The following is a 25,251-nucleotide window of genomic DNA, read 5'->3' on the forward strand; positions in this document are numbered from 1 at the left end:
CGGGGAACGTGGGTGAGAGAATCCCGGATATCGCTGCGCGGCTACAATCTCAATCTCACGCCGGCGCGCCTGATTTCACCAGCTTGTACACCACCGAATCCATCAGCGCCTGGAACGAGGCGTCGATGATATTGGGCGAGACGCCGACCGTGATCCAGTTGTCGCCGTTTTCGTCCTCGCTCTCGATCAGCACGCGCGTCACCGCTTCCGTGCCGCCATTGAGGATACGCACGCGATAGTCGATCAGCTTCAATCCCTCGATGTATTTCTGGTACTTGCCGAGGTCCTTGCGCAAGGCGACGTCGAGCGCATTCACCGGGCCGTTGCCTTCCGCGGCCGAGATCAGCCGCTCGCCCGCGACATCGACCTTGACTACGGCAAGCGCCACCGTGACGCGCTGCCCGTTGGCGTTGTAGCGCTGCTCGACATTGACGTCGAACTGCTCGACCTTGAAATATTCCGGTACCTTGCCGAGCGTGCGCCGCGCCAGCAGCTCGAACGAGGCGTTGGCGGATTCATAGGCGTAGCCCGCCGCTTCCCGCTCCTTCAACTCCTCGACGAGACGCGCGAGTTTCGGATCGTCCCTTTCGTAAGGAATGCCGGCACGCTCGAGTTCGGCCATCACGTTGGAGCGGCCGGCCTGATCGGAGACCAGCACCTTGCGGTGATTGCCGACGGCTTCCGGCGAGACATGTTCGTAGGTTTGCGGGTCCTTCAGGACGGCGGAGGCGTGAATGCCGGTCTTGGTCACGAAGGCGCTCTCGCCGACGTAAGCAGCATGGCGGTTCGGCACGCGGTTGAGCATGTCGTCGAGCGTGCGCGACACCTTCATCAACGTCGCCATCTTCTCCGCGGTGACGCCGATCTCGAAGGCGTCGGAGAATTCGTTCTTCAGGCGCAGCGTCGGGATCAGCGAGCAGAGATTGGCATTGCCGCAGCGTTCGCCGAGCCCGTTCAGCGTGCCCTGGATCTGCCGCGCGCCGGCGCGCACGGCGGCCAGCGAGTTGGCGACCGCCTGCTCGGTATCGTTATGAGCGTGGATACCGACATGGCTGCCCGGGATATGCTTGGTGACGGCGCCGACGATGGTCTCGATCTCATGCGGCATGGTGCCGCCATTGGTGTCGCACAGCACTACCCAGCGCGCCCCGGACTCGTAGGCCGCCTTGGCGCAGGCGAGCGCAAAATCGGCGTTCTCCTTGTAACCGTCGAAGAAATGCTCGCAGTCGACCATCACCTCGCGCCCTGCGGCCTTGGCGGCTGCGACGCTGTCGCGGATCGAGGCGACGTTCTCCTCGTTGGTGGTCTCGAGCGCCACACGCACCTGATAGGCCGAGGATTTGGCGACAAAGCAGATTGCGTCCGCCTTGGCCTCAATGAGGGCCGCCAGCCCCGGATCGTTCGAGGCCGAACGGCCCGGCCGGCGCGTCATGCCGAAGGCGGTGAATTTGGCGCATCCGAACTTCGGCTTGTCGGAAAAGAATTCGGTGTCGGTCGGATTGGCGCCGGGATAGCCGCCCTCGACATAGTCGATGCCGAGTTCGTCCAGCATCTGCGCGATGATCTGCTTGTCATGCAGGGTGAAATCAACGCCATTAGTCTGCGCGCCGTCGCGCAGCGTCGTGTCGAACAGGTAAAGGCGTTCGCGGCTCATTGTGGCGCTCCCGGCGCGGGCAGCGCCTTCTGCATCGTGGTGTTGGCTAGCCATTCGCCGTTGATGGAGACGGTGTTGCGCTGTTTGGCCGTGTAGCCGCGCTTCCTGAACAGCGGCTCGGCGGTATCGCTGGCATCGACCGTCAGGGTTTTGGCGCCGCGCGCGCCTGCAAGCTTCTCCAATGCATCGACCAGCATGGTCGCAACCCCCTGCCCGGCCACGCTCGGATGGACGAACAGCATGTCGATGTGGTCAGACCCTTTCAGCGAGGCAAAGCCGACCGGCGCATTCTGAATGGTCGCGATCAACGTCAACTGCCCGGCGAGCTTCTTGCCGAAGGCAGCTTCGTCGTCGGCAGCTGCCGCCCAGGCTTCCTGCTGCGCCTCGCTATAGTCGTCGCCGGTCAGTTCCTCGATAGCGGCAACGAAGATCGCCGCCAGCATCGGAACATCCGCCGGCAGAAACGGCCGCAAGGCCGGTTTGGGCATCGACTGTCCCATCGCGTCAAAATACTCCGAACAGTCTCAAGGCCAGTATGACCGCGGCAACGATCAGCGCCCATTTGATGAAGATGTAGTATCGCCAGTGTTTGGGGAACGGCGTATCGGGTTTTTCCATTACGCAATCTCCCAGGTGGTTACAGGCTTTCCGTCGGCATCCTTGCCGTCCTTGATGGCAATGCCCATCGCGGAGAGTTGGTCGCGGATGCGGTCGGATTCCTTGAAGTCCTTGCGGGCGCGCGCAGCGGCGCGATCGGCGATCAGGCGCTCGACCTGCTCTGCATCGATACCACTCGCCTGCTGCTTGCGCCCCTTCCACTCGGCCGCACTCATCGAGAGGAAGCCGAGCAGGCGAAGCGAGGCGGCAAACTCACCGCGTTCCCGCGCCCCGCCCGACGCAGCAGCGTTGCGCAGGCCATGCAGGACAGCCATCGCCAGCGCCGTGTTGAGGTCGTCATAGAGCGCCTCGATCATGGCCGGCGACGGCTCGGTGGCCACGGCGTCGGCCGCAACCGCGTACCAATCGTCGAGCGTCTTCGCGCTCTCTTCCGCTCCCTTCAGCGTCCAATCGAGCGGCGAGCGATAATGCGTCTTCAGCATATTGAGACGCAGCACCTCGCCCGGCCAATCGGCCAGCATGTCGCGGATCGTGAAGAAGTTGCCGAGCGACTTCGACATCTTCTCGCTCTCGATCTGCAGGAAGCCGTTGTGCATCCAGACATTCGCCATGCGGTCGGAATGAAAGGCGCAGCAGGTCTGCGCGAGCTCGTTCTCATGGTGCGGAAACACCAGGTCGATGCCGCCGCCATGAATGTCGAACTTTTCGCCGAGATGCTTCCAGGCCATCGCCGAGCATTCGATGTGCCAGCCCGGACGCCCCTCCACCTTGATGCCCGAAGGCGATGGCCACGACGGCTCGCCCGGCTTTGACGGCTTCCACAGCACAAAGTCGGTGTTGTCGCGCTTGTAGGGGGCGACATCGACCCGCGCGCCGGCGATCATCTCGTCGAGAGTGCGCTTCGACAGCGCACCATAGCGCGGCATCACGGAATTGGCTTCGTTCATCGCCTGCGGCGAGAACAGCACATGATCTTCGGCCACGTAAGCAAAGCCGCCGGCAACCAGCTTCTCGATGATTTCCCGCATCTCCGGGATATGCTCGGTCGCGCGCGGCTGCACCGTCGGGGCCAAGCAGCCCAACGCCGTGACGTCGTCCTGATACTGCTGATACGTCTCTTCGGTGACCTTGCGGATCGCTTCGTTGAGCGGCACGCCCGGATAGTCACGCGCGGCGCGGACGTTGATCTTGTCGTCGACGTCGGTGACGTTTCGGACATAGGTCACATGGTCAGCGCCGTAGCGATGGCGCAGCACGCGAAACAGTACGTCGAACACGATCGCCGCTCGACCATTGCCGATATGGGCGAAGTCGTAGACGGTCGGTCCGCAGGCATACATGCGGACGTTGTTTGGATCGAGCGGCGCGAACGGCCGCTTCTCCTTCGTCAAGGTATCGTACAGACGCAAATCCATGGAAAACCCATCCCTTGCGGCCGGGCGTCCAGTGATCTCAATTGTTGAGAAAAGACGGCCTCAGCCAGCGAATCGCTAGCTAATAATCTCGCGGCAAATGCTGCAGATGGCGAGGAGACCGTTCATGGTTCCACCATTGCGGTATCGGAAGGACGCCGTCAAGGCCTTGCTTGTGCCTGATTTGGGACCGAACAGGTCGCGTAATCCCGCCATTCGCTGCCGCTCCAAGGCTCATGGTTAATCATTGTTAACCCTTTGGGCCTGGTTCTGGCAGCAGTCCCTTTCCCTTGCCGGTGTCCCCATGCGACTCTCCTCCGCGCTCCTAGCCTGCGGTCTCCTTGTTGCGGCCGCCTCGGCCGCTTCCGCCGACAGCCGCGTCTTCATTGTGGCCAACCAGGCCGACGGCTACGGCGTGGATGAGTGCCTCGCCCAAGGCCACAAATGCGGCGCCCACGCCGCCCGCGCCTTTTGCCAGTCACGGGAATTTGCGCAGGCCACCACCTATCGCCGCGTCGAGCCTGACGAGCTCACCGCCACGGTTCCAAATGGCGGCGGCGAGCGCTGCTTGGGCCCGTCGTGCGGCGAATATGTCGCCATTACCTGCCAGCGCTAGGGCTGAATATCCCGTAGAATCAAGGGCCGATTGCCACATCCGCGCCGTGGAAACGACGTGACGCTGCCCCGAGAAGCGGCTATTGGATGCAGCCTTGGCCGCAGAATGCTGCCTTGGCCGCGCCATCAGGGCTTGCAAGCCGCGCGGATCAGCCCTCAATGGCCGGACATGCTGGAAATTCTCAACCTTCGCCCCTCCCTTCGGACCTTGACCTGCGCTCTCCTGCTCGGCGTCGCCATGGGCGCACCCGCTCTGGCGCAGACCAGCCAGGACGCGATGGCGCAGATGAGCCCGGACGCGCCGCCGAATGCGCAAGGAAATCCGATCTGCATCCGGCTCGAAGGCCAATTGGCGACGATCGACCGCGGCGCCGGCACCGGCGACCCGGCCAAGGATGAGCAGATCCGCCGCTATCAGGAGGCCCAGGGCAAGCAGCAGGCTGAACTCGATCGGGTGACGCTGCAGGCCAAGCGCATGGGCTGCGAAAGCTCGGGCTTCTTCTCGCTGTTCAGCGGCCGCTCCGCCGAATGCGGTCCGGTGAACAACCAGATTCAGCAGATGCGTGCCAATCTCGATCAGATCACCACCAGCCTGGAGCGGCTGCGCAGCGGCGGCATCGGCGGCGCAGAGCGCGAAAACCAGCGCCGCTCGGTATTGATGGCGCTCGCGCAGAACAATTGCGGGCCGCAATATGCTGCTGCGGCGCGCGGCCCCGGCAACTTCATCGACAATCTGTTCGGCAACAACAACACACTGCCGCCGCCCAGCCCCGATCTCGGTGCGCCGTCCGGCACCTTCCGCACCGTCTGCGTCCGCACCTGCGACGGCGGTTACTTCCCGGTGTCGTTCGCCACCTATCAGCAGCGGTTTCAGGACGACGAGCGGACCTGCAAGGCGCTTTGTCCGGCGACGGAAGCCAACCTGTTCACCTATCGCAACCCCGGCGAAGATATTAATCAGGCGGTCTCGATTAGCGGCCAGCCCTATACGTCGCTGCCGAACGCCTTCAAGTTCCGGACCGAGTTCAATCCCTCCTGCGCCTGCAAGGCGCAGGGCCAGACCTGGTCGGAAGCGCTGAAGTCGGTCGATGACCGGGCCGGTGTCGAACAGGGCGACATCATCGTCACCGAGGAAAGCGCAAAGCGGATGCAGCAGCGCGCTCAGTCGAAGGGCGTGCCGCCCCCGCCCGCCAAGAAGGGCGCCGCGCCAGCCGGCACCACCGCCGCCTCGCCGGCCGCAGCCCCGCCGCCCGACACGACCGCCAATGACAAGGACCGGCCAATCCGCACGGTCGGCCCCACCTTCATCCCGCCGAAGCAATAGCTCCGGCCGTGTTAAACAGCTCCCGGCGACCGCCGCGATCGCCGGGCTCTTCGCCGCTACGGCTCGCGCTCACGGCTCCACGGGAAGAGAACCGCCGGAAAATCTGCTGCGTAGCGATGTCCCTTCCGCAGGTGGGGGTGTTCCTCTGGAGGGTTGGGGTTCGGCTCCACGACTTTCCGGTATAGATGCCAGGTGGCATGACCGAGCACGGGCAGAACGACGGCGAGACCGACGAACAGCGGTATCGAACCGATCACTAGCAGCGCCGCAACGATCAATCCCCACCCGGCCATCGGAATCGGATTTTTTATCACAGCCTGCATTGACGTCCGGATGGCGTCGATCGCAGTCGCATGCCGGTCGAGCATCAACGGAAACGACACAACGCTGACGCACAGGGCCACGACCGCAAACAGAAAGCCCACGCCGCATCCAATGAGGATGAGCGACCATCCATCCCGCGTCGTCAGCACGCGCGTTGCGAAGTCGGGGATGCTCGCAGCCGGAGCGTGACCAAAGATTTCAACGTAGATTGCGTTCGCTGCGCCGATCCAGGCGCCGAACAGAACGAGCAGGAGAATGCCAAGTTCGAGCATGGCGCCGAGAGACGGAGCGCGGAGCACGTGAAGCGCATCCCATACGCCGACGTCCTCGCCGCGCTCGCGGCGGCGGCTGAGCTCGTAGAGACCAATCGCGGCAAAAGGTCCAATCAACGCAAATCCGGCCGCCAGCGGAAACAGCAGCGGCAGTACCGAATAGCCTAGGACCATCCTGAACAGGGCAATACCGAGAACGGGATAAATCACGCACACCACGACCGCGTGACTCGGCATTGCCTTGAAGTCTTCCCATCCCAGGCGCAGCGCCTCGCCCAGGTCGGACAGTTCTATTTTGCGTATCGGATATGAGACGGCCTCGCCGAATATGTGCCGTCCTACCCTTGCGATGCTCTCGGAATACTGAGTGGCCATAAACGCACCCTCCCGTGCTTACAGTGGCGGCGATCGAATGACGCGCCGCAACCCGCGCGTCTCCGCCTTCATGAGCGAGAGTCGCGGTCGAGCCGAGTACGGCAAACTGCATCGAAAGGAGCTTAGCCGGACGAAACTTGTCGCGACCTGCGCAACGACTTTAGCGCCGTTGTGCTCAGACAGCGCTCACGGTTCTGTGTGAATTGTGCACGTTCGCGGTCATTGGGTGCATTGCGTCATCATCAAACGATCACCCTACGCTCGCAGCTTGCTGCATCACCGCATCGTCCTCGACGCTCAAGTGTCTATTGACGCCGCCCCCGACGCGTATCATCTTAATTTCTGACGCCCGGATCAATGAATTGCGGTCGTAACGTGCGCGCCGCGCCACGTTTTGATGTCACGACCGGTTCAAAGTTGGGCGAGGCAAGACGCACTGCGATGGCGCACGTGAAGTCGGCCATCAAGACAGGTGCGAGCTCCGCCCTTTGATTCATCTCCGTTGCCTTAGGTGGCAAGGAGGAATGAGGGATGATTGTCGCCATCATATTGCTTCTAGTCGCAGTCGGCTCGGTGCTGTTTCACATCTACAGCCCGTGGTGGTGGACGCCGATCGCCACGAACTGGCGCTACATTGACGACACGATCAACATCACTTTCTGGATCACCGGCGTCGTTTTCTTCGCGGTGATCGCCTTCATGGCTTATTGCGTCTTCCGCTTCCATCACAAGGAAGGACGACAGGCAGCCTACAATCCCGAAAACAAAAAGCTCGAATGGTGGCTCAGCATCGGAACGGCGGTCGGCGTCGGAGCCATGTTGGCCCCGGGCTTGTTTGTCTGGCACCAGTTCGTCACGGTTCCGGCTGACGCCACCGAGATCGAGGTCATGGGCCAGCAATGGAGCTGGAACTTCCGCCTTCCCGGCAAGGATGGCCGGATGGGCACGACCGATGTCCGCTTCGTCAGCGCCGAGAACCCTCTGGGCTTGAACCCCGACGATCAGCACGGACAAGACGACGTCGTCATTGCAAGTGACGATCTGCACCTTCCCGTCGGTAAGCCGGTCAAGGTTCTGCTCCGCTCCCTCGACGTCTTGCACGATTTCTACGTACCCGAATTCCGGGCGAAGATGGACATGGTCCCGGGCATGGTCACCTATTTCTGGATGACCCCGATCCGAACCGGAACGTTTGACGTTCTCTGCGCCGAGTTGTGCGGCTCAGCGCACTCGCAGATGCGAGCAAAGGTTATCGTTGACGAGGAGCGTGACTATCAGGCCTGGCTGGAGAAGCAGAAGACGTTTGCGGAATTGTCAGGCCAAAGCGCCGTTATGAAGGCGACGTATAAGTCCGGCGGCAAGTAAGGATTGCTGCCGCAAGATAGATCGGGCGCGCAAGACCGTTCATCGCGCCCCAATGGAAGCGACCAAGGAGGTACTCGATGGTCGATGTCCAATATGATGCACTCGCAGACGCTCCGCCTGCAGAAGTGCCGGAGGTTGAACTCTATCATCCCAAGAGCTGGTGGACACGATACGTCTTTTCGCAGGACGCCAAAGTCATCGCCATCCAGTATTCGCTCACAGCGACAGCAATCGGATTGGTTGCTTTGGTGCTGTCGTGGATGATGCGGCTGCAATTGGGATTTCCCGGCACGTTTTCCTTTATCGATGCAAACCAATATCTGCAGTTCATCACCATGCACGGCATGATCATGGTGATCTACCTGCTGACGGCATTGTTCCTGGGAGGCTTCGGCAACTACCTCATTCCGCTGATGGTCGGCGCCCGGGACATGGTCTTCCCCTATGTGAACATGCTGAGCTACTGGGTCTACCTGCTCGCAGTCCTGGTGCTGGCCTCGACCTTCTTCGTGCCCGGCGGGCCCACCGGCGCCGGCTGGACGCTATACCCGCCGCAGGCGATTCTCTCCGGCACCCCCGGACAGGATTGGGGCATCATTCTCATGCTGGCCTCGCTGATCCTGTTCATCATCGGCTTCACCATGGGCGGGCTGAACTACGTGGTGACCGTGCTGCAGGCGCGCACGCGCGGCATGACCTTGATGCGCATGCCCCTGACGGTGTGGGGCATCTTCACGGCGACCATCATGGCGCTGTTGGCCTTCCCGGCGCTATTCGTCGCTTCTGTCATGATGCTGTTCGACCGCGTGCTGGGAACCAGCTTCTTCATGCCGGCCCTCGTCGAGATGGGGCAGCAGATGAAGTATGGCGGTGGAAGCCCGATCCTGTTCCAGCATCTGTTCTGGTTCTTCGGCCATCCCGAAGTCTACATCGTGGCACTTCCGGCATTCGGCATCGTTTCGGATCTGATCAGCACCCATGCGCGGAAAAACATCTTCGGCTATCGCATGATGGTCTGGGCCATCGTGGCGATCGGCGCACTCAGCTTCATCGTTTGGGCGCACCACATGTATGTGAGCGGCATGCACCCGAAGTTCGGGTTCTTCTTCGCCACCACGACGCTCATCATCGCCATCCCGACTGCCATCAAGGTCTACAATTGGGTACTGACCCTGTGGCGCGGCGACATCCATCTCACCGTCCCGATGCTGTTTGCGCTCGGCTTCATCATTACGTTCGTGAACGGCGGGCTCACTGGCCTCTTTCTCGGCAACGTGGTCGTGGATGTCCCGCTATCGGATACCATGTTCGTCGTCGCGCATTTCCATATGGTGATGGGTGTGGCCCCGATCATGGTTGTGCTGGGCGCGATCTATCATTGGTACCCCAAGATGACGGGACGGATGCTCAATGACGCGCTCGGCAAGTTTCATTTCTGGGTGACGTTCCTCGGCGCCTATCTGATTTTCTTCCCCATGCACTACATCGGACTGCTCGGCGTTCCGCGCCGCTATCACGACATCGGCGAAGCGGCGTTCATCCCCTCATCGACCCATACGCTCAACGCCTTTATCTCGATCATGGCTTTGATCGTGGGCTTCGCCCAGATGGTGTTTCTGTTCAATCTCGTCTGGAGCTACTTCAAGGGCCGGCCTTCAGGCGGCAATCCGTGGCGGGCGACAACGCTGGAGTGGCAGACGCCGGAGACCCCGCCCGGCCACGGCAACTGGGGCAAGGAGCTCCCGGTGGTTTATCGATGGGCGTATGACTATAGCGTGCCGGGTGCCGCGCAGGACTTCATTCCGCAGAACCAGCCGCGGGCGAAGCCAGCCCTTCAAGGAGCTGCTCCGTGAGTGCCATTGTCCTGTTCATGGCGGTGATCGCGGTCATCGTCGGATGGTGGCTTTCGCAGCAACGGCTGACGGCCAAGCCCTGGCTGGAAGAAGGTGCGCCGGGTGATTTTCCCGACGCGGACGCCATGACCTGGCCCGCAGCGAAGATCGGACTGGGCGTGTTTCTCGCCGTCGCCGGCTCGCTGTTCGCACTCTTCATCAGCGCCTACTCCATGCGCATGAACATGGTGGATTGGCGGACGCTGCCCGTGCCTGGACTGCTGTGGTTCAATACGGGCGTGCTGGTCGTCAGCAGTATTGCGCTGCAATGGGCCTACCTGGCCGCGCGTACCGACGACATGGAAAATGTAATCATCGGCCTATGCGCAGGGGGCGCATCCGCCATTACTTTCCTGGTTGGACAGCTGGTGGCGTGGCAACAGCTGAGGGCGGCCGGCTATGTTGTCGCGTCCAATCCAGCCAATTCATTCTTCTACCTGATCACCGCGGCGCACGGGCTGCATCTGATCGGCGGTCTGGTGGCCCTGGGCAGAACGACTGCCAAGGTGTGGCGTGGCGCGGAGATGGCGCAAGTGCGCCTGAGTGTGGAGCTCTGCACCATCTACTGGCATTTCATGCTGCTGGTCTGGCTGGCCTTGCTCGGTCTGCTCACAGGCTGGACGGACAATTTCGTTGAGATCTGTCGCCGGTTGCTCACCTAGGAGAGACCTGATGGCGGAGACTGCGCTGACAAACCCTGGTGGACAGCCCGCGCCTGGCGGCTGGCAAGGCATTGCGGCCGACTGGTCCTCGGATCAGCGCGCCTTCAAGAATGTCTCCTGGGGGAAGGCCATGATGTGGATCTTCCTCCTGAGCGACACCTTCATCTTCAGCTGTTTCCTGCTGTCCTACATGACAGCGCGAATGTCCACGACCGTGCCGTGGCCGAATCCGAGTGAAGTCTTCGCTCTCGAGATTGCGGGGCACCATATCCCCCTCATCCTGATCGCCATCATGACCTTCATCCTGATCAGCAGCAGCGGGACGATGGCGATGGCCGTGAATTTCGGGTACCGCCGCGATCGCGTCAAAACCGCAGTGTTGATGCTGGTCACAGCGGCGCTTGGCGCAACGTTCGTCGGAATGCAGGCCTTCGAATGGACCAAGCTGATCATGGAGGGCGTAAGGCCCTGGGAAAACCCGTGGGGCGCGGCGCAGTTCGGCTCCAGCTTTTTCATGATCACAGGGTTCCACGGCACCCACGTGACGTTCGGCGTGATTTTCCTGATCGCTATCGCACGGAAGGTTTGGCGCGGAGATTTCGATCACGGGCGCCGCGGCTTCTTCACGAGCAGGAAGGGGAATTACGAGATCGTCGAAACAATGGGCCTGTACTGGCACTTCGTCGATCTGGTTTGGGTTTTCATCTTCGCCTTTTTCTATCTTTGGTGAGGTCGGCGCATGGTAGACGCAGCGATACATTTAGAACGACAACAACCTTCGTTACACATGCATGAAGCATACGCATCGGAAGCTACGCACGCAGAGGGGCAGCAGCATCCAATCAAGCTGTATCTCGTGGTCTGGGGATGGTTGTTCGTCCTCAGCACCTTCTCCTATCTCGTCGACTACTTTGGCCTCCAGGGCTATCTCAGATGGTCGCTGATTCTGCTGTTCATGGTGTTGAAGGCCGGCTTGATCGTCGCCGTCTTCATGCACATGGCCTGGGAGCGGTTGGCACTGACCTATGCAATCCTGCTGCCTCCGGTGCTGGTGCTGGTCTTCGTGGCCATCATGGTGTTCGAATCCGAGTACACGCACCTCATAAGGGTCCTGTTCTTCGCGTCGCCGACTTGAAAACTGCCTGATGACGCCGTGGCGGCACGCTTGCAGCTGGGCTCGCTGGGAAACGTCAAGACGCGCACGCTGAAAGCGTTTCCGGAAGCGGCCTATCGGGAAATCATCGGTTCGCTCGGCTCGAGCCTATCCGTCAAATACATCCGCCGACGCACGGCCGGCGCGGGCGACCAGCTTCTGGTCCGGCACGGGCAGTGCCTTGCCATTGTCGCGAAAGCGGTTGGTGATGGGATAGCGGCGGTCGCGGCCAAAGTTCTTTTCCGTGACCTTGACCCCGGGCGCCGCCTGCCGGCGCTTATATTCGGCGACGTTGAGCAGCCGGTCGATCCGGGTCACCACATCGGCCGGAAATCCGGCGGCGATGATCGTGGCGAGCGGCTCCTCGCGCTCGACCAGCCGTTCGAGGATGGCATCGAGCATCTCGTAGGGCGGCAGCGAATCCTGGTCGGTCTGGTTCTCGCGCAGCTCCGCCGTCGGCGGCCGCGTGATGATGTTGACCGGGATCACCTCGCCCGACGGCCCGAGCGCGCCATCCGGCTTCCATTCGTTGCGCAGGCTGGAGAGGCGGAACACTTCGGTCTTGTAGATGTCCTTGATCGGATTGAAGCCGCCGTTCATGTCGCCATAGATGGTGGCGTAGCCGACCGACATTTCCGACTTGTTGCCGGTCGTTACCACCATCGCGCCGGTCTTGTTTGAGATCGCCATCAAGAGCGTGCCGCGGGTGCGCGCCTGCAGGTTTTCCTCGGTGATGTCGTGTGGCAGGCCGGCAAACGGACCGGCCAGAATCTTTTCGAAGCCGTTGACGGCATCCGCAATCGGCAGCACCTCGTAACGGATGCCGAGCGCTTTCGCGAGCTTGGCGGCATCGTCGAGCGAGACCTGTGCGGTGAAGCGGAACGGCAGCATCACGCCGCGCACCTGGTCGGCGCCGAGCGCATCCACCGCAATCGCCGCGCACAATGCGGAATCGATGCCGCCGGAGATGCCGAGCAAGACGCCCGGGAAGCCGTTCTTGCGGACGTAGTCACGCAGGCCGAGCACACAGGCGGCATAGTCGGCCTTGTCGCCCTCGAGAAGCGGCACGACGGGGCCCGAACAACGCCAGCCATCCGTGCCTTTGGTCCAGTGCAGCGTGGTGATGTGCTCCTCGAACGCGGGCAGTTGCGCCGCGACCGAGAGATCAGCGTTGAGCGCGAATGACGCGCCGTCGAACACCAGTTCGTCCTGCCCGCCGATCTGGTTGAGATAGATCAGCGGCAAACCGCTCTCCGTGACGCGAGCGACCGCGATCGACAGCCGCAGGTCGTTCTTGTCGCGGGCGTAAGGCGAGCCGTTCGGCACCACGAGAATTTCCGCGCCGGTCTCGGCAAGGCATTCGACGACGTTCTCGTATTCCTCTGATTCTTCGAGCCAGATGTCCTCGCAGATGGGAACGCCGACCCGGATGCCCTTGACCGTGACCGGCCCTGCGGCGGGGCCGCGGGCGAACAGCCGCTTCTCGTCGAACACGCCATAATTCGGCAGATTGGCCTTGAAACGAAGCGCGGCGATGCGGCCCTGATCGAGCAGCGCGCAGGCGTTATAGAGTTTGCCGTCCTCGACCCAAGGCGTGCCGATCAACACCGCCGGACCGCCGCCCTTGGTCTCGCGCGCCAGCTCTTCGACCGCGGCGCGGCAGGCCGCCTGGAAGGCAGGCTTGAGCACCAGATCTTCCGGCGGGTAGCCGCAGATGAACAATTCCGGCAGCAGCAGAAGATCGGCGCCGTCAGCCGCAGCCTTCTCGCGCGCGGCGCGCGCCTTGGCGGCATTTCCCGTGACGTCGCCGACCGTCGGGTTAAGTTGCGCCAGGGTGATCTTGAAGGTGGGTTCGGTCATGGAGGCGATGGTGCCTTGCACACGAGCAAACTGCAATTGCTCGCTTCAAATTGCGCCTATGCGTTCGGCGAGGGCGAACAGCCAGAACGCGCCGGCCATTAACAGCGCGACGCCTACCGCCGCCGAGCCCATGTCCTTGACCTGGCCGATCTTGGGATCGCGATCCATGGTCAGGCGGTCGGCGAGCTTCTCGATCGCGGTGTTCAGCAGCTCGACCACCAGAACAAAGGCAACGGCCGCTACAAGTTCCACGCACCGCATGACCGTCGTGCCGACCAGCCAGGCCAGCGGCACCGACAGCGCCAGCGCGAACAATTCCTCGCGGACGGCCTGCTCCGAACGGATCGCAAAGGCGAGGCCGTTACGCGTATTGATGGTGGCCCGCCAAAGTCGCAGCAAGTTACAGTCCCGCTGCGGCCGGCATCGGCTTTTCCTTGCCCGCGCGTTCCTGCTTGAGCAGTTCGGCGATCAGGAAGGCAAGATCGATTGATTGTTCGGCATTGAGGCGGGGATCGCAGACCGTGTGATAGCGGTCGTTGAGGTCCTCGTCGGTAATGGCGCGGGCGCCGCCGATGCATTCTGTGACATCCTGCCCGGTCATCTCCAGGTGCACGCCGCCGGCATGCGTCCCCTCCGCGGCATGGATGGCGAAGAACGACTTGACCTCGGACAGCACGCGGTCGAATGGCCGGGTCTTGTAGCCGGTCGTCGAGGTGATGGTATTGCCGTGCATGGGATCGCAGGACCAGACCACGGTCCGCCCTTCCCGCTGCACCGCGCGGACCAGGCCTGGCAGATGCTCGGCCACTTTGTCGGAGCCGAAGCGGTTGATCAGCGTCAGGCGTCCCGGCTCGTTCTCGGGATTGAGGATGTCGATCAGCTTCAACAGCTCGTCCGGCTTCAGCGAGGGGCCGCATTTCAGGCCGATCGGGTTCTTGATGCCGCGGAAATATTCGACATGGCCGTGGTCGAGCTGGCGGGTGCGGTCGCCGATCCAGATGAAATGACCAGACGTCGCGTACCAGTCGCCGGTCGTCGAATCGACACGGGTCAGCGCCTGCTCGTAGCCGAGCAGCAGCGCCTCATGGCTGGTGTAGAAATCGGTCGAGCGCAGCTCGGGATGGCTTTCAAGGTCGAGGCCGCAGGCGCGCATGAAGTTCAGCGCGTCCGAGATACGGTCGGCCAGCTCCTTGTAACGCCGCGACTGCGGGGAATCCTTGAGGAAGCCCAGCATCCACTGATGCACGCTGCCGAGATTGGCAAAGCCGCCTGTCGCGAACGCGCGGAGCAGGTTCAGCGTCGCGGCCGATTGCCGGTACGCCATCATCTGGCGCTGCGGATCTGGGATGCGCGCTTCGGGCGTGAAGGCGATATCGTTGATGATGTCGCCGCGGTAGCTCGGCAGCTCGACGCCATTGACCTTCTCGGTGTTTGACGAGCGCGGTTTGGCGAACTGACCGGCGATGCGGCCGACCTTCACCACCGGCAGCGCGCCGGCATAGGTCAGAACGACCGCCATCTGCAGCAGCACGCGGAAGAAGTCGCGTATGTTGTTGGCGCCATGCTCGGCGAAGCTCTCGGCGCAATCGCCGCCCTGCAGCAGGAAGGCCTCGCCCTTGGCGACGCGCGCCAGCGCCTTTTTCAGGTTGCGGGCTTCACCGGCAAACACCAGCGGTGGAAACGTAGCGAGCTGCGCCTCGACGTCTGCCAATGCCTTGGCATCGGGATAATCAGGGACTTGCAGCACCGGCTTGGTGCGCCAGCTGTCGGGCGTCCACCGCTCGGACATGACGTTAACTCCTGAGCAAAAACCGCTACTTACCAGCGGTTACGAAGGCCCGCGTTATACACAGGCCTTTGACCAACCGCCAGTTAGATTTCCGGTAGTCCTGACAAGCCCTTGCGGCAAAAGCCGATTTCGCTTCTGTTATGGCCGCTCGCAAAGCTGGCAGGAGAACACGGTGGCCGAGCCGGAGCTGGACGAAGTATTTAGCGAAGATATCACGGTGCCGGCGACGGATGGACATCCCCTGGCCGCGACGCTATTTCTTCCCCGCGGGACCAAGCGGCATGCTGTCCTGATCAACTCGGCGACCGCCGTCCCCCGCAAGGTCTACCGGGGCTTTGCCGGCTACCTCGCCAAGCGCGGCTGCGCTGTGTTGACCTACGACTACCGCGGCACAGGCGATAGCCGGCGCCAAGCGCGGGCCGGCACCAACCAGCCGAAATCGCTGGTCGGTTTCAGGGCTTCGATGTCGGACTGGGCCGCACAGGACATCACGGCGGCGGTCACCTGGATGCGCGAGCGCTACAAGGCGCTGCCTTTCTCCTATGTCGGGCATTCGTTTGGCGGCCAGGCGCTCGGCCTGTTGCCGAACAATTCGGAAGTCGCACGCGCGCTGCTCATCGCCGCCCAGGCCGGCTACTGGAAACTGATGACGGCGCCGGAACGCTACCGCGTCTACGTCCTCTTGAATTTTGTCGGCCGCCCCCTCACCCGCATGCTCGGCTACATGCCCGGCAAAGCCGGCCTCGGCATGGACCTGCCGAAGGATGCATTCCTGCAATGGACCGGTTGGGTGATGAGCCCGCGCTATCTGTTCGACGATCCCAAACTCGACGCTCTGCAGAATTTCCAGAAATACCAGGGCGCGCTACGCGCGCTCTGCATGTCCGACGATCCCTGGGCGACGCGGCCCGCGGTCGAACTGCTATGCTCGGGATTTACCGCGATCAAGCCCGAGATCGTCACCGTGACGCCGGCCGACGCCGGCGCCGCGAAGATCGGGCATATGGGATTTTTCAGGCCCGAGCACCGCAACACGCTATGGCGCGGCGCGGCGGAGTGGCTTGAGGCGGGGGAATAGAGATTTCGCCGTCGTCTGAGAACGTCGATATGCAGACGGGCCCAACCGTCATTGCGAGGAGCAAAGCGACGAAGCAATCCATGTCTCCGCTTGCGGAGCTATGGATTGCTTCGCTGCGCTCGCAATGACGGTGCGGGCGGCTTCCGCGCTTTTCGCTACACGCGCCTGAACGCGATCGCGCCGGCGAGCGAACGTGGCCGCGTGCGGACCGCGCCGCCATCGTTGCCGCTGTGCACGATCCACTGACCGTCGGGCGTTTGTCCCGTGATGATTCCGACATGATGCCGCCAGACAACGACGACGCCTATGCCGGGACCGCCGGCATTCATGCCTTCGCTCGCCCAAGAGCGTGCCAGCGCAAGGCGTCGATCTGATTTGCCGAGAAACTTGCTTAAGTAACTGCCACACCAGGCGTGTGCTCTATGTCCATGATGCCGCGGACGCGCCTCGGCTTGATAGGAAAAAACGATCAGGACCGCCGAGGCAACCAGGAAGGGTTTCAGCATAAGCTACTCCACGCTGATGGGATGGGCAGGTGCAAACGCGCCCCCAACAATTGTTCCTCGTAGATTGTTCCCGCATAGCTGCCATTTCGCATCATCTGAAAACGGTCCGGACCAACTCCGACGCCATCGCGGATGTCGCTCACATCACGCGCTTCCGGGTCGCAGACGTCGATTGTTTCATCCTCATTGCGGAAACCAGTTCGCGCCTGCCGAATTAGCCAACAACCAAACCAGAGGCCCTCGATGCAAGCCATCAGCGACGCCGCGCATCTATGCATCGACATGCAGAATCTCTTCGCCAGAGGCGGCATTTGGGAAACGCCGTGGATGGAGCGCGTGCTGCCGGTCATCTCGGATATCTGCGCGCGCTATCGCGAGCGGACGATGTTTACGCGCTTCGTCACGCCGGAAAAGCCCGAGGACCGCCGCGGCCAATGGCAGATCTATTTCACGAAATGGCAGCGCGCCACGCGCGACAGTCTGCCGCCGAACGCGCTCGATCTGGTGCCTGAGCTCGCGCGCTACACGCCTCCGGCGCTCGTGGTCGACAAGCCTGCCTATTCGGCGTTCTTCGGCTCCAGGCTTGGCCACCTCTTGGTCGAGCGGCACGTCAGAACCGTGATCGTCTCGGGCGCAGAAACCGATGTGTGCGTACTCTCGACCGTGCTTAGTGCCGTCGATCTCGGCTTTCGGGTCATCATCGTACAGGACGCGCTGTGCAGTTCTTCCGACACCGGGCACGACGCGTTGATGACGATGTACCGGACGCGCTTCAGCGAGCAGATCGATCTGGTCAGTGCAGCGGAACTGTTTGACAGCTGGCGGCCGGACTAGACGTGCGGGCCGGACAGGCGGAACTGCCGCTCCAGCTCCGGAGTTGATCTTTGGCCAGTCACATCAGGCGAGGATCGATCCATGGCGGCGCCGGACATTCGCAAGGAAATGCCGCCCGTTAAATTGCCGCGCGGTGAATTCGAAAGACGCTATCGCAGCCGCTTCGTCGATCCTGCGTTCCAGCCGTTGCAACGCGAACTCGACGCTATTGTCGCCGCCGCGTGGGACGCGTACAGCCATTCGCGCAAGGCCCCGCATACGCGCAAAGCAGGCCCGGGCTTTGCAGATCCGGAGTATGAAATCTCCGTCGACTGGCTCGCGGCGCGCGAGGCCATTCTCGAGGCGCAGCGGCGGCACGATGACGCTGCAGCGCCGCCGCGCATTCTCATCATCAACGGTTCGGCGCGCAGCGAGCATACCTGTCCTGGCGAGACATCGAAGACATGGCGTCTGGTCAAGCTCGCCGAGCCGATCTTCGTCAAGATGGGATTTGCCGTCGACATTCTCGACCTGTCGCGACTGGCATCGGAATATGGCCGGCAGATTCATCCCTGCAAGTCCTGCGTCGCCACAGCGATACCGCTGTGTCACTGGCCCTGCAGCTGCTATCCGAACTATTCGCTCGGGCAGACCGACGACTGGATGAACGAGATCTATCCGCTGTGGGTCGCAGCCCATGGCATCCTGATCGTGGCGCCGGTCAACTGGTATCACGTTCCCACACCGCTGAAGGCGATGATGGACCGTCTGGTCTGTGCCGACGGCGGAAATCCCGATCCGACCTCGACGCACGGCAAGCATGCCGATCAAGCCAAGGCGTTGGAGCTGAAGGGCTGGCCCTACCCGCGGCATCTGGCGGGACGGCATTTTGGCCTTGTCGTGCACGGCGACAGCGCGGGCGTGGAGACGCTACGCCGCTCGCTGTCGGACTGGCTCACCGACATGGCGTTGATCTCAGCCGGCCGCACCGCGGAAGCGGAGGGTTATGTCGGCTACATGGCGCCCTATGCCACCTCGCACGAGGCGCTCGACGAAGATCGCGAATTCCAGGAAGAAGTGCGCAATGCGGCCCGCGCGCTGGGCAATGCGGTGAAACTCGCGCGGGCGGGGAAGCTCGAGAATCCGGCGGCAGGGCTCGTAGAGCCTGATCCGAAGTAGCTGCGTAGGATGGGCGGAGCGAAAGCGATACCCATCACCCATCCGCGCAGGGATTGACGGGTTTCGCTACGCTCCACCCATCCTACACGCTGCCAGACCTCATCCTGAGGAGCGCGGAACGCGCGTCTCGAACGATGAATGGCACGAGCGGGGCCGCATGGTTCGAGACGCCGCTAACGCGGCTCCTCACCTGAGGGTTTAGCTTTCCCGCTGCTCTCACTTCCCATAACTATAAAACCCCTGCCCGGTCTTGCGGCCGAGACGGCCGGCAGCAACCATTTCCTTCAACAGCGGCGCCGGACGATACTTGGGATCGTTGAAGCCCTCGTAGAAGACTTCCATCACCGAAAGCATCGTGTCGAGACCGATCATGTCGGCAAGCGCCAGCGGGCCGATCGGATGATTGCAGCCGAGCTTCATGCCGGCGTCGAGGTCCTCGGCGGTCGCAATACCTTCCTGAAGCGCGAAGATCGCCTCATTGATCATCGGGCAAAGAATGCGGTTGACCGCAAAGCCCGGGCTGTTCTTCGCCGTGATCGCGACCTTGCCTATTCGCTTTGCAAAGGCTTCCGCCTTGGCGTGCGTGTCATCAGACGTTTGCAGACCGCGGATCAATTCCAGAAGCGCCATCAGCGGCACCGGATTGAAGAAGTGCATGCCGATGAAGCGGTCCGGACGGTCGGTCGCGGCAGCAAGCTTGGTGATCGAGATCGACGAGGTATTGGTCGCGAGCAGCGCCTGCGGCCGCAGCTTCGGGCAAAGATCCTTCAGGATCTTGACCTTCAAATCCTCGTTCTCGGTTGCGGCCTCGATCACGAGATCGCAGGTGGAAAGCTTTGCAGTGTCCGTGGTCGTGGTGATGCGCGCAATCGCCGCCTGTCGGTCGGCATCGGTCATCTTCTGCTTGTTGACGAGCCGCTCCAGGCTGCCCGAGACAACCGACATGCCTCGGGTCAGCGCGGCATCGGCGATGTCGGTCATGACGACGGGTAGCCCCGCGGCGGCGCACACCTGCGCAATGCCGTTGCCCATCGTGCCCGCGCCGATAATGCCGATCTGCTCAATCATTGTTCGCCTGCCTTTGTTTGAATACTGGGTACGTGATTATCAGTCCGCGTAGCCCGCATGAGCGAAGCGATATGCGGGGAAAGAAAGGTCCCGGATGTCGCTTCGCTCATCCGGGCTACACACTAGATCTTCCAGCCGCCCTACTCCGCCGCCTCTTTCACATACCGAGCGGCCGGCGTCCGCATCGTCACCAGCTCTTCCGCCGCGGTCGGATGCAGCGCAATGGTCGCGTCGAAATCGGCTTTCGTTGCCTTCATCTTTACCGCGATGGCGACTGCCTGGATGATTTCGGCGGCGGTGTCGCCGACGATGTGACAGCCGAGCACGCGGTCCGTCGTGCCGTCAACGACGAGCTTCATCATGACGCGAGTGTCGCGGCCGGACATCGTCGCCTTGATGGGACGAAAATCGGTCTTGTAGATGTCGACACGGCTCACCAGCGCACGTGCCTGCGCTTCGGTGAGGCCGACGGTGCCGACTTCGGGTTGCGAGAACACCGCGGTGGGAATGCTGCTGTGGTCGACCTGAACGGGGCGCTTGCCGAACACGGTGTCGGCGAAGGCCTGGCCCTCGCGGATCGCCACCGGCGTCAAATTGAGGCGATGGGTGACATCGCCGATCGCATAGATGTTGTCGACGGAGGTCTTCGACCACTCGTCGACAGCAATGCCGCCATTCGCCGGATTGATGGCGACGCCGGCGTTCTCGAGCCCGAGATTGGCGACGTTCGGGTGCCGCCCGATCGCGAACATCACCTTCTCGGAGGCAATGCTGGAGCCGCTCGACAGATGCGTGGTGAATTCGTCGCCGTGCTTGTCCACCTTCTCGATGGTGCAGCCGGAGATGATGGTGATGCCCTGCTTCTCCATCTCGGCGCGCACATGCTTGCGGACGTCCTCGTCGAAGCCGCGCAGAATGTTGTCGCCGCGATAGACCACGGTCACGTCGGAGCCGAAGCCGGCAAAGATGCCGGCGAATTCCAGCGCGATATAACCGCCACCCTGGATCACGATGCGCTTGGGCAGTTCGGTCAGGTGAAACGCCTCGTTGGAGGAAATCACGTGCTCGATGCCGGGAATCTCGCGGCCGTGGTTGGGCGCTCCTCCCGTCGCAATCAGGATGTATTTCGCGGTGATCTTTTCGCCGGTCATCAGCCGCAGCGTGTGGGCGTCTTCCAGCATCGCACGGGTCTTCACAATGCGCGCGCCGCTCTTTTCGACATTAGCGGCGTAGATGCCTTCGAGGCGAGCGATCTCCTTGTCCTTGTTGGCGACCAGCGTCGGCCAATCGAACGAAAATTCGGGGATGGTCCAGCCGAAGCCCGCGGCGTCGGCAATCTCGTCGCGGACGTGGGAGCCGAGTACGAACAGCTTTTTCGGCACGCAGCCGCGGATCACGCAGGTGCCGCCCATCCGGTATTCTTCGGCGACCATGACCTTGGCGCCGTAGCCGGCGGCGATGCGGGCGGCGCGAACGCCGCCCGAACCACCGCCGATGACGAAGAGATCGACGTCGAACTCAGCCATATCACCCCCGTCCGAAGTCGTGTTTAGGATGAATCAAATGTCCTTGCCGCGCTTCTTCATCTCGGCGCGGAACTGGCCGTTGATGACCTCGGCAAAGGCCTGCGCCCACTGATTCATATAGGACATGCTGAACTGAATGGCGCGTGGCTCGCTCGCGAGCAGCTTCTGGCCGAGCGGCGATTTGTAGAAGGTGACGAGGTCCTTCAGCTCCTGCTCGGTGAACTCGTTGGCGTAGACCTGCGCCATGCCGTCGCCGATTTCCTTCTCACGGCCGGCGAGCTTCTTGGCAACGATCACGGCGACCTCGTTGAGGTCTTTCTGATAGTTCAGATTGCTCTGCAACAGTACGTTCTTGGTCTGCTCGACGAGATTGGGAACGGCGTTAGCGTACATCGCGCTCGCGTTCTTCATCGCCAGGATCTCCTTGGCGGCGGCGATCGCCGCCGGCGAACCGGGCTTCAGTGCTTGCGTGGCTGCGGGCGCGTTTTTCTGCTGCGCGTCGGCCGGGACGGCGGTCAGCGCCAGTCCGACTGCAAGGCCGGCGGCCGACAAAATCCCTGAAAGGCTCTTCATTCCAATTCTCCTCGATTACCGGCGTTACCGCCGCTCAACTACGCGAATTCCCTGGGCGCCTGCCAGGACGGCGGTGCTGGCCAGGCCAATGAACAACCCGTGTTCGACGACACCCGGGATCAGGCTCAACAGGCCCGCCAGACGCGGCGCATCCATGATGCGCCCCAGATGGGCATCGACAATCCAGTGGCCGCCATCGGTGACAAAAACGTGGCCGTCCTTGCCCTTGCGGAGCCCCATTTGCCCGGAAACGCCGCTTTGGGCAAATGCCGCGGCCATGGCCCGTTGGGTTGCGGCCAGCCCGAACGGAATTACCTCCACAGGTAGGGGGAAACGGCCGAGAACATCGACCCACTTGGTATCGTCGGCAATCACGATCATGCGATCCGAAGCTGCCGCCACGATCTTCTCCCGCAGCAGCGCGCCGCCGCCGCCCTTGATCAGGTTGAGGGCGGAATCGACCTCGTCGGCGCCGTCGACAGTGAGATCAAGCCGGTCGACTTCATCGAGCGTGGTCAGGGGAATTTTGCAGGCTTCAGCCTGGGCGCGGGTCGCCTCCGACGTCGGCACGCCGATCACGCGCAACCCACCGGCAACGCGCTCGCCGAGCAGTTCGACAAAATGCTTGGCGGTCGAGCCGGTGCCGAGCCCGAGCTTCATACCGTCCTGCACCTGCTCCAGTGCCTGCGCCGCCGCCTGTCGTTTCAATTGGTCCATGTTCACGTGCTGACGATGCTCCCAGGAATCCGCCGGTCCGCGGGCGCATGTCTAGCGTCGTTTTCGCCTTGGGAATAGCGCCATGAGGACTTGCATGAGGCTCCGCCTGCCGCTAGCGAATGCCGATGACCCCTGCCCGAATCGTTGTCTTCGACCTCGACGGCACCCTCGTCGACACCGCGCCCGACCTGATTGCCGCGCTCAATTACGTGCTCGACCGTGAGGGCCTGCCGCCCGTTCCCCTGAAATCGGCACGAAACATGATCGGCGCCGGCGCACGAAAGCTGATCGAGCGCGGGCTTGAAGTGGATGGCCGCGTGGTTGGTACCGATGACCTCAACCGCCTCACGAAGGATTTCATCGATTATTACGCTGCCCACATTGCGGACGCTTCGCGGCCGTTCGAGGGGCTGGAGGCAGCTCTCGACGAGCTTGCAGCACAGGGCTGCCGCCTAGCGGTGTGCACCAACAAGCTGGAATGGCTGTCGAAGCTGCTACTCGACCGACTGAGTCTGAGCGGACGATTCTCGGCCATTTGCGGCGCCGACACTTTCGGCGTCTCCAAGCCTGACCCAATCATCCTGCAACAGACGGTGGCGCGGGCGGGAGGGACTCTTGGCGCCACCATCATGGTCGGCGACGCCGGGCCCGACGTCGGCGTGGCTCGGAGGGCGGGGGTTCCCGTAATCGGGGTCGAGTTCGGCTATACGGACGTGCCGATCGCCGAACTGAAGCCCGACCGGCTGATCGGCCATATGCGCGACCTACCGGCGGCAGTGGAAAGCCTCAGCAGGGGTTCCGTCTCGCTCCTAAACGCCTGATTTATCTGATGTGTTTGGAAGGCTGATTTTTGCCATTAAACCATCTTTTAGGGATTTTCCCCGGAGCCGATGCGACGACCTCGCTCGGACCGGCTGCAAGACCCTGCTCTGTTGAAGTGCCCGCGCCCGAATTCCAGCCGGTCACGGTGCAGGTCCAGGTGGTCCGCAGTCCCCTCCCGACGAAGCGCTCAGCTAGTTGCCGATTGTGGGCGCCTCACAAGGTGCCTAGATTATGCTAACGAACGGCAGGCACAGGCAGCCCTTTACAAGGCGACAAGGCAGTTTGAATGAGCGGATTCCCGTCACCTGACCACCTGACACGTCCGATGGTCGACCCCTTCGGCCGAACCATCCGGTATTTGCGCGTGTCGGTGACCGATCGCTGCGATCTGCGCTGCTTTTATTGCATGTCCGAGGACATGACGTTCCTGCCGAAGAAGGACCTCTTGACGCTGGAGGAACTCGACCGGCTGTGCTCGGCCTTCATCGCCAAAGGGGTGCGCAAGATCCGCCTAACCGGAGGCGAGCCGCTGGTCCGCCGCAACGTGATGTCGCTGGTGCGCTCGCTGTCGCGGCACCTAGGCACTGGTGCGCTCGATGAGCTGACGCTGACAACCAATGCTTCGCAACTAGCGCGCTTCGCCGGCGAATTGCGCGATTGCGGCGTCCGCCGCGTCAACGTCTCGCTCGACACGCTGGACGCACAGAAGTTCCGCGCCATCACGCGCTGGGGCGATCTCGACAAGGTTCTGGCCGGCATCGAGGCTGCGCGCGATGCGGGCCTCGCCGTCAAGATCAATGCGGTGGCGCTAAAGAACATGAACGAGGAAGAAATCCCCTCGTTGATGGAATGGGCACACGGCAAGGGCATGGCGCTGACCCTGATCGAGGTCATGCCGATGGGCGACATCGGCGAAGGACGGATCGACCAGTATGTTCCGTTGTCGCTCATCCGCGCTCGCCTCGCCCAGCACTACACGCTGACCGATCTGGACGAGAATACCGGAGGCCCTGCCCGCTACGTCCGGGTCGGCGAGACCGGCGGCAAGCTCGGCTTCATCACGCCGATGACGCATAATTTCTGCGAGTCCTGTAACCGGGTACGGATCACCTGCACCGGCACGCTGCACACGTGCCTCGGCCACGAGGATGCCTCCGATTTGCGCAAACCGTTGCGGGCATCAGCGGACGACGAACTGCTGTCGGCCGCCATCGATCGCGCCATCGGGCTGAAGCCGAAGGGCCATGATTTCATCATCGACCGCCGGCACAACCGCCCGAGCGTATCTCGCCACATGAGCGTGACCGGCGGCTAGAGGCCGCCGCTGGCTTATCTCCCGTAAAAACGCGGATTTATCAGACCAACCAATCAATTGGTCCCCGCGTCAATTTGTCCATTTTCCGATTGACGCCGCCGCGACGCGCTGAAATGGTGCGCCTGCTTTCACGCCAGCACGGCCGGGAACAGGCCGCTGCATACCTTTGAGGTTGCAGTCAAGACGGCGGTAGCGCGAGACGGGGGGAGGACTGATCGTTGCAATCGCATGTGCGAATGAGCTGCGGCCTCGTGCGTTTTTCGCACGGGAGCGAACCTGCGCGTTGGTTGCATGGCAGCGGCTCCAGACGTCCGGCGCGAGATGGCAACGCAATATCAA

The 25,251-nt window shown here is 62.3% G+C and carries 24 protein-coding genes and 1 pseudogene; 13 read left to right on the top strand and 12 right to left on the bottom strand.

All coding sequences use genetic code 11. From position 1 onward, the window contains the following. Positions 1-55: 55 nt before the first annotated feature. The 3 genes from cimA to cysS form a co-directional block, all read right to left on the bottom strand. Positions 56-1,654 carry a citramalate synthase gene (gene cimA, locus J6524_RS08225; RefSeq protein WP_225669894.1) on the bottom strand — a complete coding sequence of 533 codons (1,599 nt, stop codon included), beginning with the start codon at positions 1,652-1,654 and terminating at the stop codon, positions 56-58. Beyond that, positions 1,651-2,154, bottom strand: coding sequence for a GNAT family N-acetyltransferase (locus J6524_RS08230; protein ID WP_225669895.1), 504 nt, complete (start codon positions 2,152-2,154; stop codon positions 1,651-1,653). Before J6524_RS08230 ends, cimA begins: the two co-directional genes overlap by 4 nt. A gap of 117 nt (positions 2,155-2,271) precedes the next feature. After that, positions 2,272-3,687, bottom strand: coding sequence for a cysteine--tRNA ligase (gene cysS / locus J6524_RS08235; RefSeq protein ID WP_225669896.1), 1,416 nt, complete (start codon positions 3,685-3,687; stop codon positions 2,272-2,274). A gap of 301 nt (positions 3,688-3,988) precedes the next feature. Between cysS and J6524_RS08240 the strand changes: the two genes are divergently transcribed. Both J6524_RS08240 and J6524_RS08245 read left to right on the top strand, forming a co-directional pair. Next, the gene (locus J6524_RS08240) at positions 3,989-4,300 is read left to right on the top strand and encodes a hypothetical protein (RefSeq protein ID WP_225669897.1); all 312 of its coding nucleotides are present in this window, start codon (positions 3,989-3,991) and stop codon (positions 4,298-4,300) included. 168 nt (positions 4,301-4,468) lie between these two features. Then, the gene (locus tag J6524_RS08245; protein WP_376712003.1) at positions 4,469-5,623 is read left to right on the top strand and encodes a DUF2865 domain-containing protein; all 1,155 of its coding nucleotides are present in this window, start codon (positions 4,469-4,471) and stop codon (positions 5,621-5,623) included. Between the two features lie 56 nt (positions 5,624-5,679). Here J6524_RS08245 and J6524_RS08250 read toward each other — a convergent pair whose 3' ends face one another. Next, the gene (locus J6524_RS08250; protein ID WP_225669898.1) at positions 5,680-6,594 is read right to left on the bottom strand and encodes a DUF2189 domain-containing protein; all 915 of its coding nucleotides are present in this window, start codon (positions 6,592-6,594) and stop codon (positions 5,680-5,682) included. Between the two features lie 531 nt (positions 6,595-7,125). On the opposite strand from J6524_RS08250, the gene J6524_RS08255 reads away from it, so the two are divergent. The 6 genes and pseudogenes from J6524_RS08255 to J6524_RS08280 form a co-directional block, all read left to right on the top strand. Next, positions 7,126-7,959 carry a cytochrome c oxidase subunit II gene (locus J6524_RS08255; protein WP_225669899.1) on the top strand — a complete coding sequence of 278 codons (834 nt, stop codon included), beginning with the start codon at positions 7,126-7,128 and terminating at the stop codon, positions 7,957-7,959. 77 nt (positions 7,960-8,036) lie between these two features. Beyond that, complete coding sequence (locus J6524_RS08260; RefSeq protein WP_225669900.1) at positions 8,037-9,812, top strand: cytochrome c oxidase subunit I; 1,776 nt, start codon at positions 8,037-8,039, stop codon at positions 9,810-9,812. Continuing rightward, a complete protein-coding gene (locus J6524_RS08265) occupies positions 9,809-10,513 on the top strand; it encodes a cytochrome c oxidase subunit 3 (protein WP_225669901.1) in 705 nt (234 codons plus the stop codon). The genes J6524_RS08260 and J6524_RS08265 overlap by 4 nt, the downstream gene beginning before the upstream one ends. A gap of 10 nt (positions 10,514-10,523) precedes the next feature. Further along, entirely contained in the window at positions 10,524-11,243 is a 720-nt protein-coding gene (locus J6524_RS08270) for a heme-copper oxidase subunit III family protein (RefSeq protein WP_225669902.1), read from the top strand. 57 nt (positions 11,244-11,300) lie between these two features. Beyond that, complete coding sequence (locus tag J6524_RS08275; RefSeq protein WP_225669903.1) at positions 11,301-11,648, top strand: cytochrome C oxidase subunit IV family protein; 348 nt, start codon at positions 11,301-11,303, stop codon at positions 11,646-11,648. 6 nt (positions 11,649-11,654) lie between these two features. Next, positions 11,655-11,768, top strand: a pseudogene (locus J6524_RS08280) (GYD domain-containing protein); the annotation flags it as partial. Positions 11,769-11,774: 6 nt separating this feature from the next. Here the strand turns inward: J6524_RS08280 and J6524_RS08285 are convergent. From J6524_RS08285 to J6524_RS08295, 3 genes are read right to left on the bottom strand one after another with little or no spacing between them, the layout of a single operon-like run. Then, on the bottom strand, positions 11,775-13,526 hold the full coding sequence (locus J6524_RS08285; RefSeq protein ID WP_225669904.1) for an NAD+ synthase: 1,752 nt from the start codon (positions 13,524-13,526) through the stop codon (positions 11,775-11,777). A 45-nt stretch (positions 13,527-13,571) separates the two neighbouring features. Continuing rightward, the gene (locus tag J6524_RS08290; protein WP_225669905.1) at positions 13,572-13,925 is read right to left on the bottom strand and encodes a diacylglycerol kinase; all 354 of its coding nucleotides are present in this window, start codon (positions 13,923-13,925) and stop codon (positions 13,572-13,574) included. A 1-nt stretch (position 13,926) separates the two neighbouring features. Beyond that, positions 13,927-15,315 carry a class II 3-deoxy-7-phosphoheptulonate synthase gene (locus tag J6524_RS08295; protein ID WP_225669906.1) on the bottom strand — a complete coding sequence of 463 codons (1,389 nt, stop codon included), beginning with the start codon at positions 15,313-15,315 and terminating at the stop codon, positions 13,927-13,929. A gap of 172 nt (positions 15,316-15,487) precedes the next feature. Between J6524_RS08295 and J6524_RS08300 the strand changes: the two genes are divergently transcribed. Then, positions 15,488-16,393: an alpha/beta hydrolase family protein gene (locus J6524_RS08300; protein WP_225669907.1), complete on the top strand. Its 906-nt coding sequence runs from the start codon at positions 15,488-15,490 to the stop codon at positions 16,391-16,393. 155 nt (positions 16,394-16,548) lie between these two features. Here the strand turns inward: J6524_RS08300 and J6524_RS08305 are convergent, their stop codons facing one another. Beyond that, positions 16,549-16,899, bottom strand: coding sequence for a C40 family peptidase (locus tag J6524_RS08305; RefSeq protein WP_225669908.1), 351 nt, complete (start codon positions 16,897-16,899; stop codon positions 16,549-16,551). A gap of 243 nt (positions 16,900-17,142) precedes the next feature. Here J6524_RS08305 and J6524_RS08310 point away from each other — a divergent pair, with 243 nt between their 5' ends. Together J6524_RS08310 and J6524_RS08315 are read left to right on the top strand one after the other, a co-directional pair. Then, positions 17,143-17,733 (top strand): cysteine hydrolase family protein, encoded by a 591-nt coding sequence (locus J6524_RS08310; protein WP_225669909.1) that lies wholly within the window; start codon positions 17,143-17,145, stop codon positions 17,731-17,733. 81 nt (positions 17,734-17,814) lie between these two features. After that, entirely contained in the window at positions 17,815-18,891 is a 1,077-nt protein-coding gene (locus J6524_RS08315) for a flavodoxin family protein (protein ID WP_225669910.1), read from the top strand. A gap of 216 nt (positions 18,892-19,107) precedes the next feature. On the opposite strand, the gene J6524_RS08320 is transcribed toward J6524_RS08315, so the two are convergent. From J6524_RS08320 to rpiA, 4 genes are all read right to left on the bottom strand, one after another. Beyond that, positions 19,108-19,959, bottom strand: coding sequence for a 3-hydroxybutyryl-CoA dehydrogenase (locus J6524_RS08320; protein WP_225669911.1), 852 nt, complete (start codon positions 19,957-19,959; stop codon positions 19,108-19,110). 140 nt (positions 19,960-20,099) lie between these two features. Continuing rightward, positions 20,100-21,485 carry a glutathione-disulfide reductase gene (gene gor, locus J6524_RS08325; RefSeq protein ID WP_225669912.1) on the bottom strand — a complete coding sequence of 462 codons (1,386 nt, stop codon included), beginning with the start codon at positions 21,483-21,485 and terminating at the stop codon, positions 20,100-20,102. A 33-nt stretch (positions 21,486-21,518) separates the two neighbouring features. Continuing rightward, entirely contained in the window at positions 21,519-22,058 is a 540-nt protein-coding gene (locus J6524_RS08330; RefSeq protein ID WP_225669913.1) for a DUF2059 domain-containing protein, read from the bottom strand. 24 nt (positions 22,059-22,082) lie between these two features. After that, positions 22,083-22,781, bottom strand: coding sequence for a ribose-5-phosphate isomerase RpiA (rpiA, locus tag J6524_RS08335; RefSeq protein WP_225669914.1), 699 nt, complete (start codon positions 22,779-22,781; stop codon positions 22,083-22,085). Positions 22,782-22,900: 119 nt separating this feature from the next. Between rpiA and J6524_RS08340 the strand changes: the two genes are divergently transcribed. Both J6524_RS08340 and moaA read left to right on the top strand, forming a co-directional pair. Next, a complete protein-coding gene (locus J6524_RS08340) occupies positions 22,901-23,596 on the top strand; it encodes an HAD-IA family hydrolase (protein WP_225669915.1) in 696 nt (231 codons plus the stop codon). Between the two features lie 287 nt (positions 23,597-23,883). After that, positions 23,884-24,912: a GTP 3',8-cyclase MoaA gene (gene moaA / locus J6524_RS08345; RefSeq protein WP_225669916.1), complete on the top strand. Its 1,029-nt coding sequence runs from the start codon at positions 23,884-23,886 to the stop codon at positions 24,910-24,912. The last annotated feature ends 339 nt before the right edge of the window (positions 24,913-25,251 follow it).

The sequence above is a fragment of the Bradyrhizobium hereditatis genome (assembly GCF_020329435.1).
Taxonomy (GTDB): domain Bacteria; phylum Pseudomonadota; class Alphaproteobacteria; order Rhizobiales; family Xanthobacteraceae; genus Bradyrhizobium; species Bradyrhizobium hereditatis.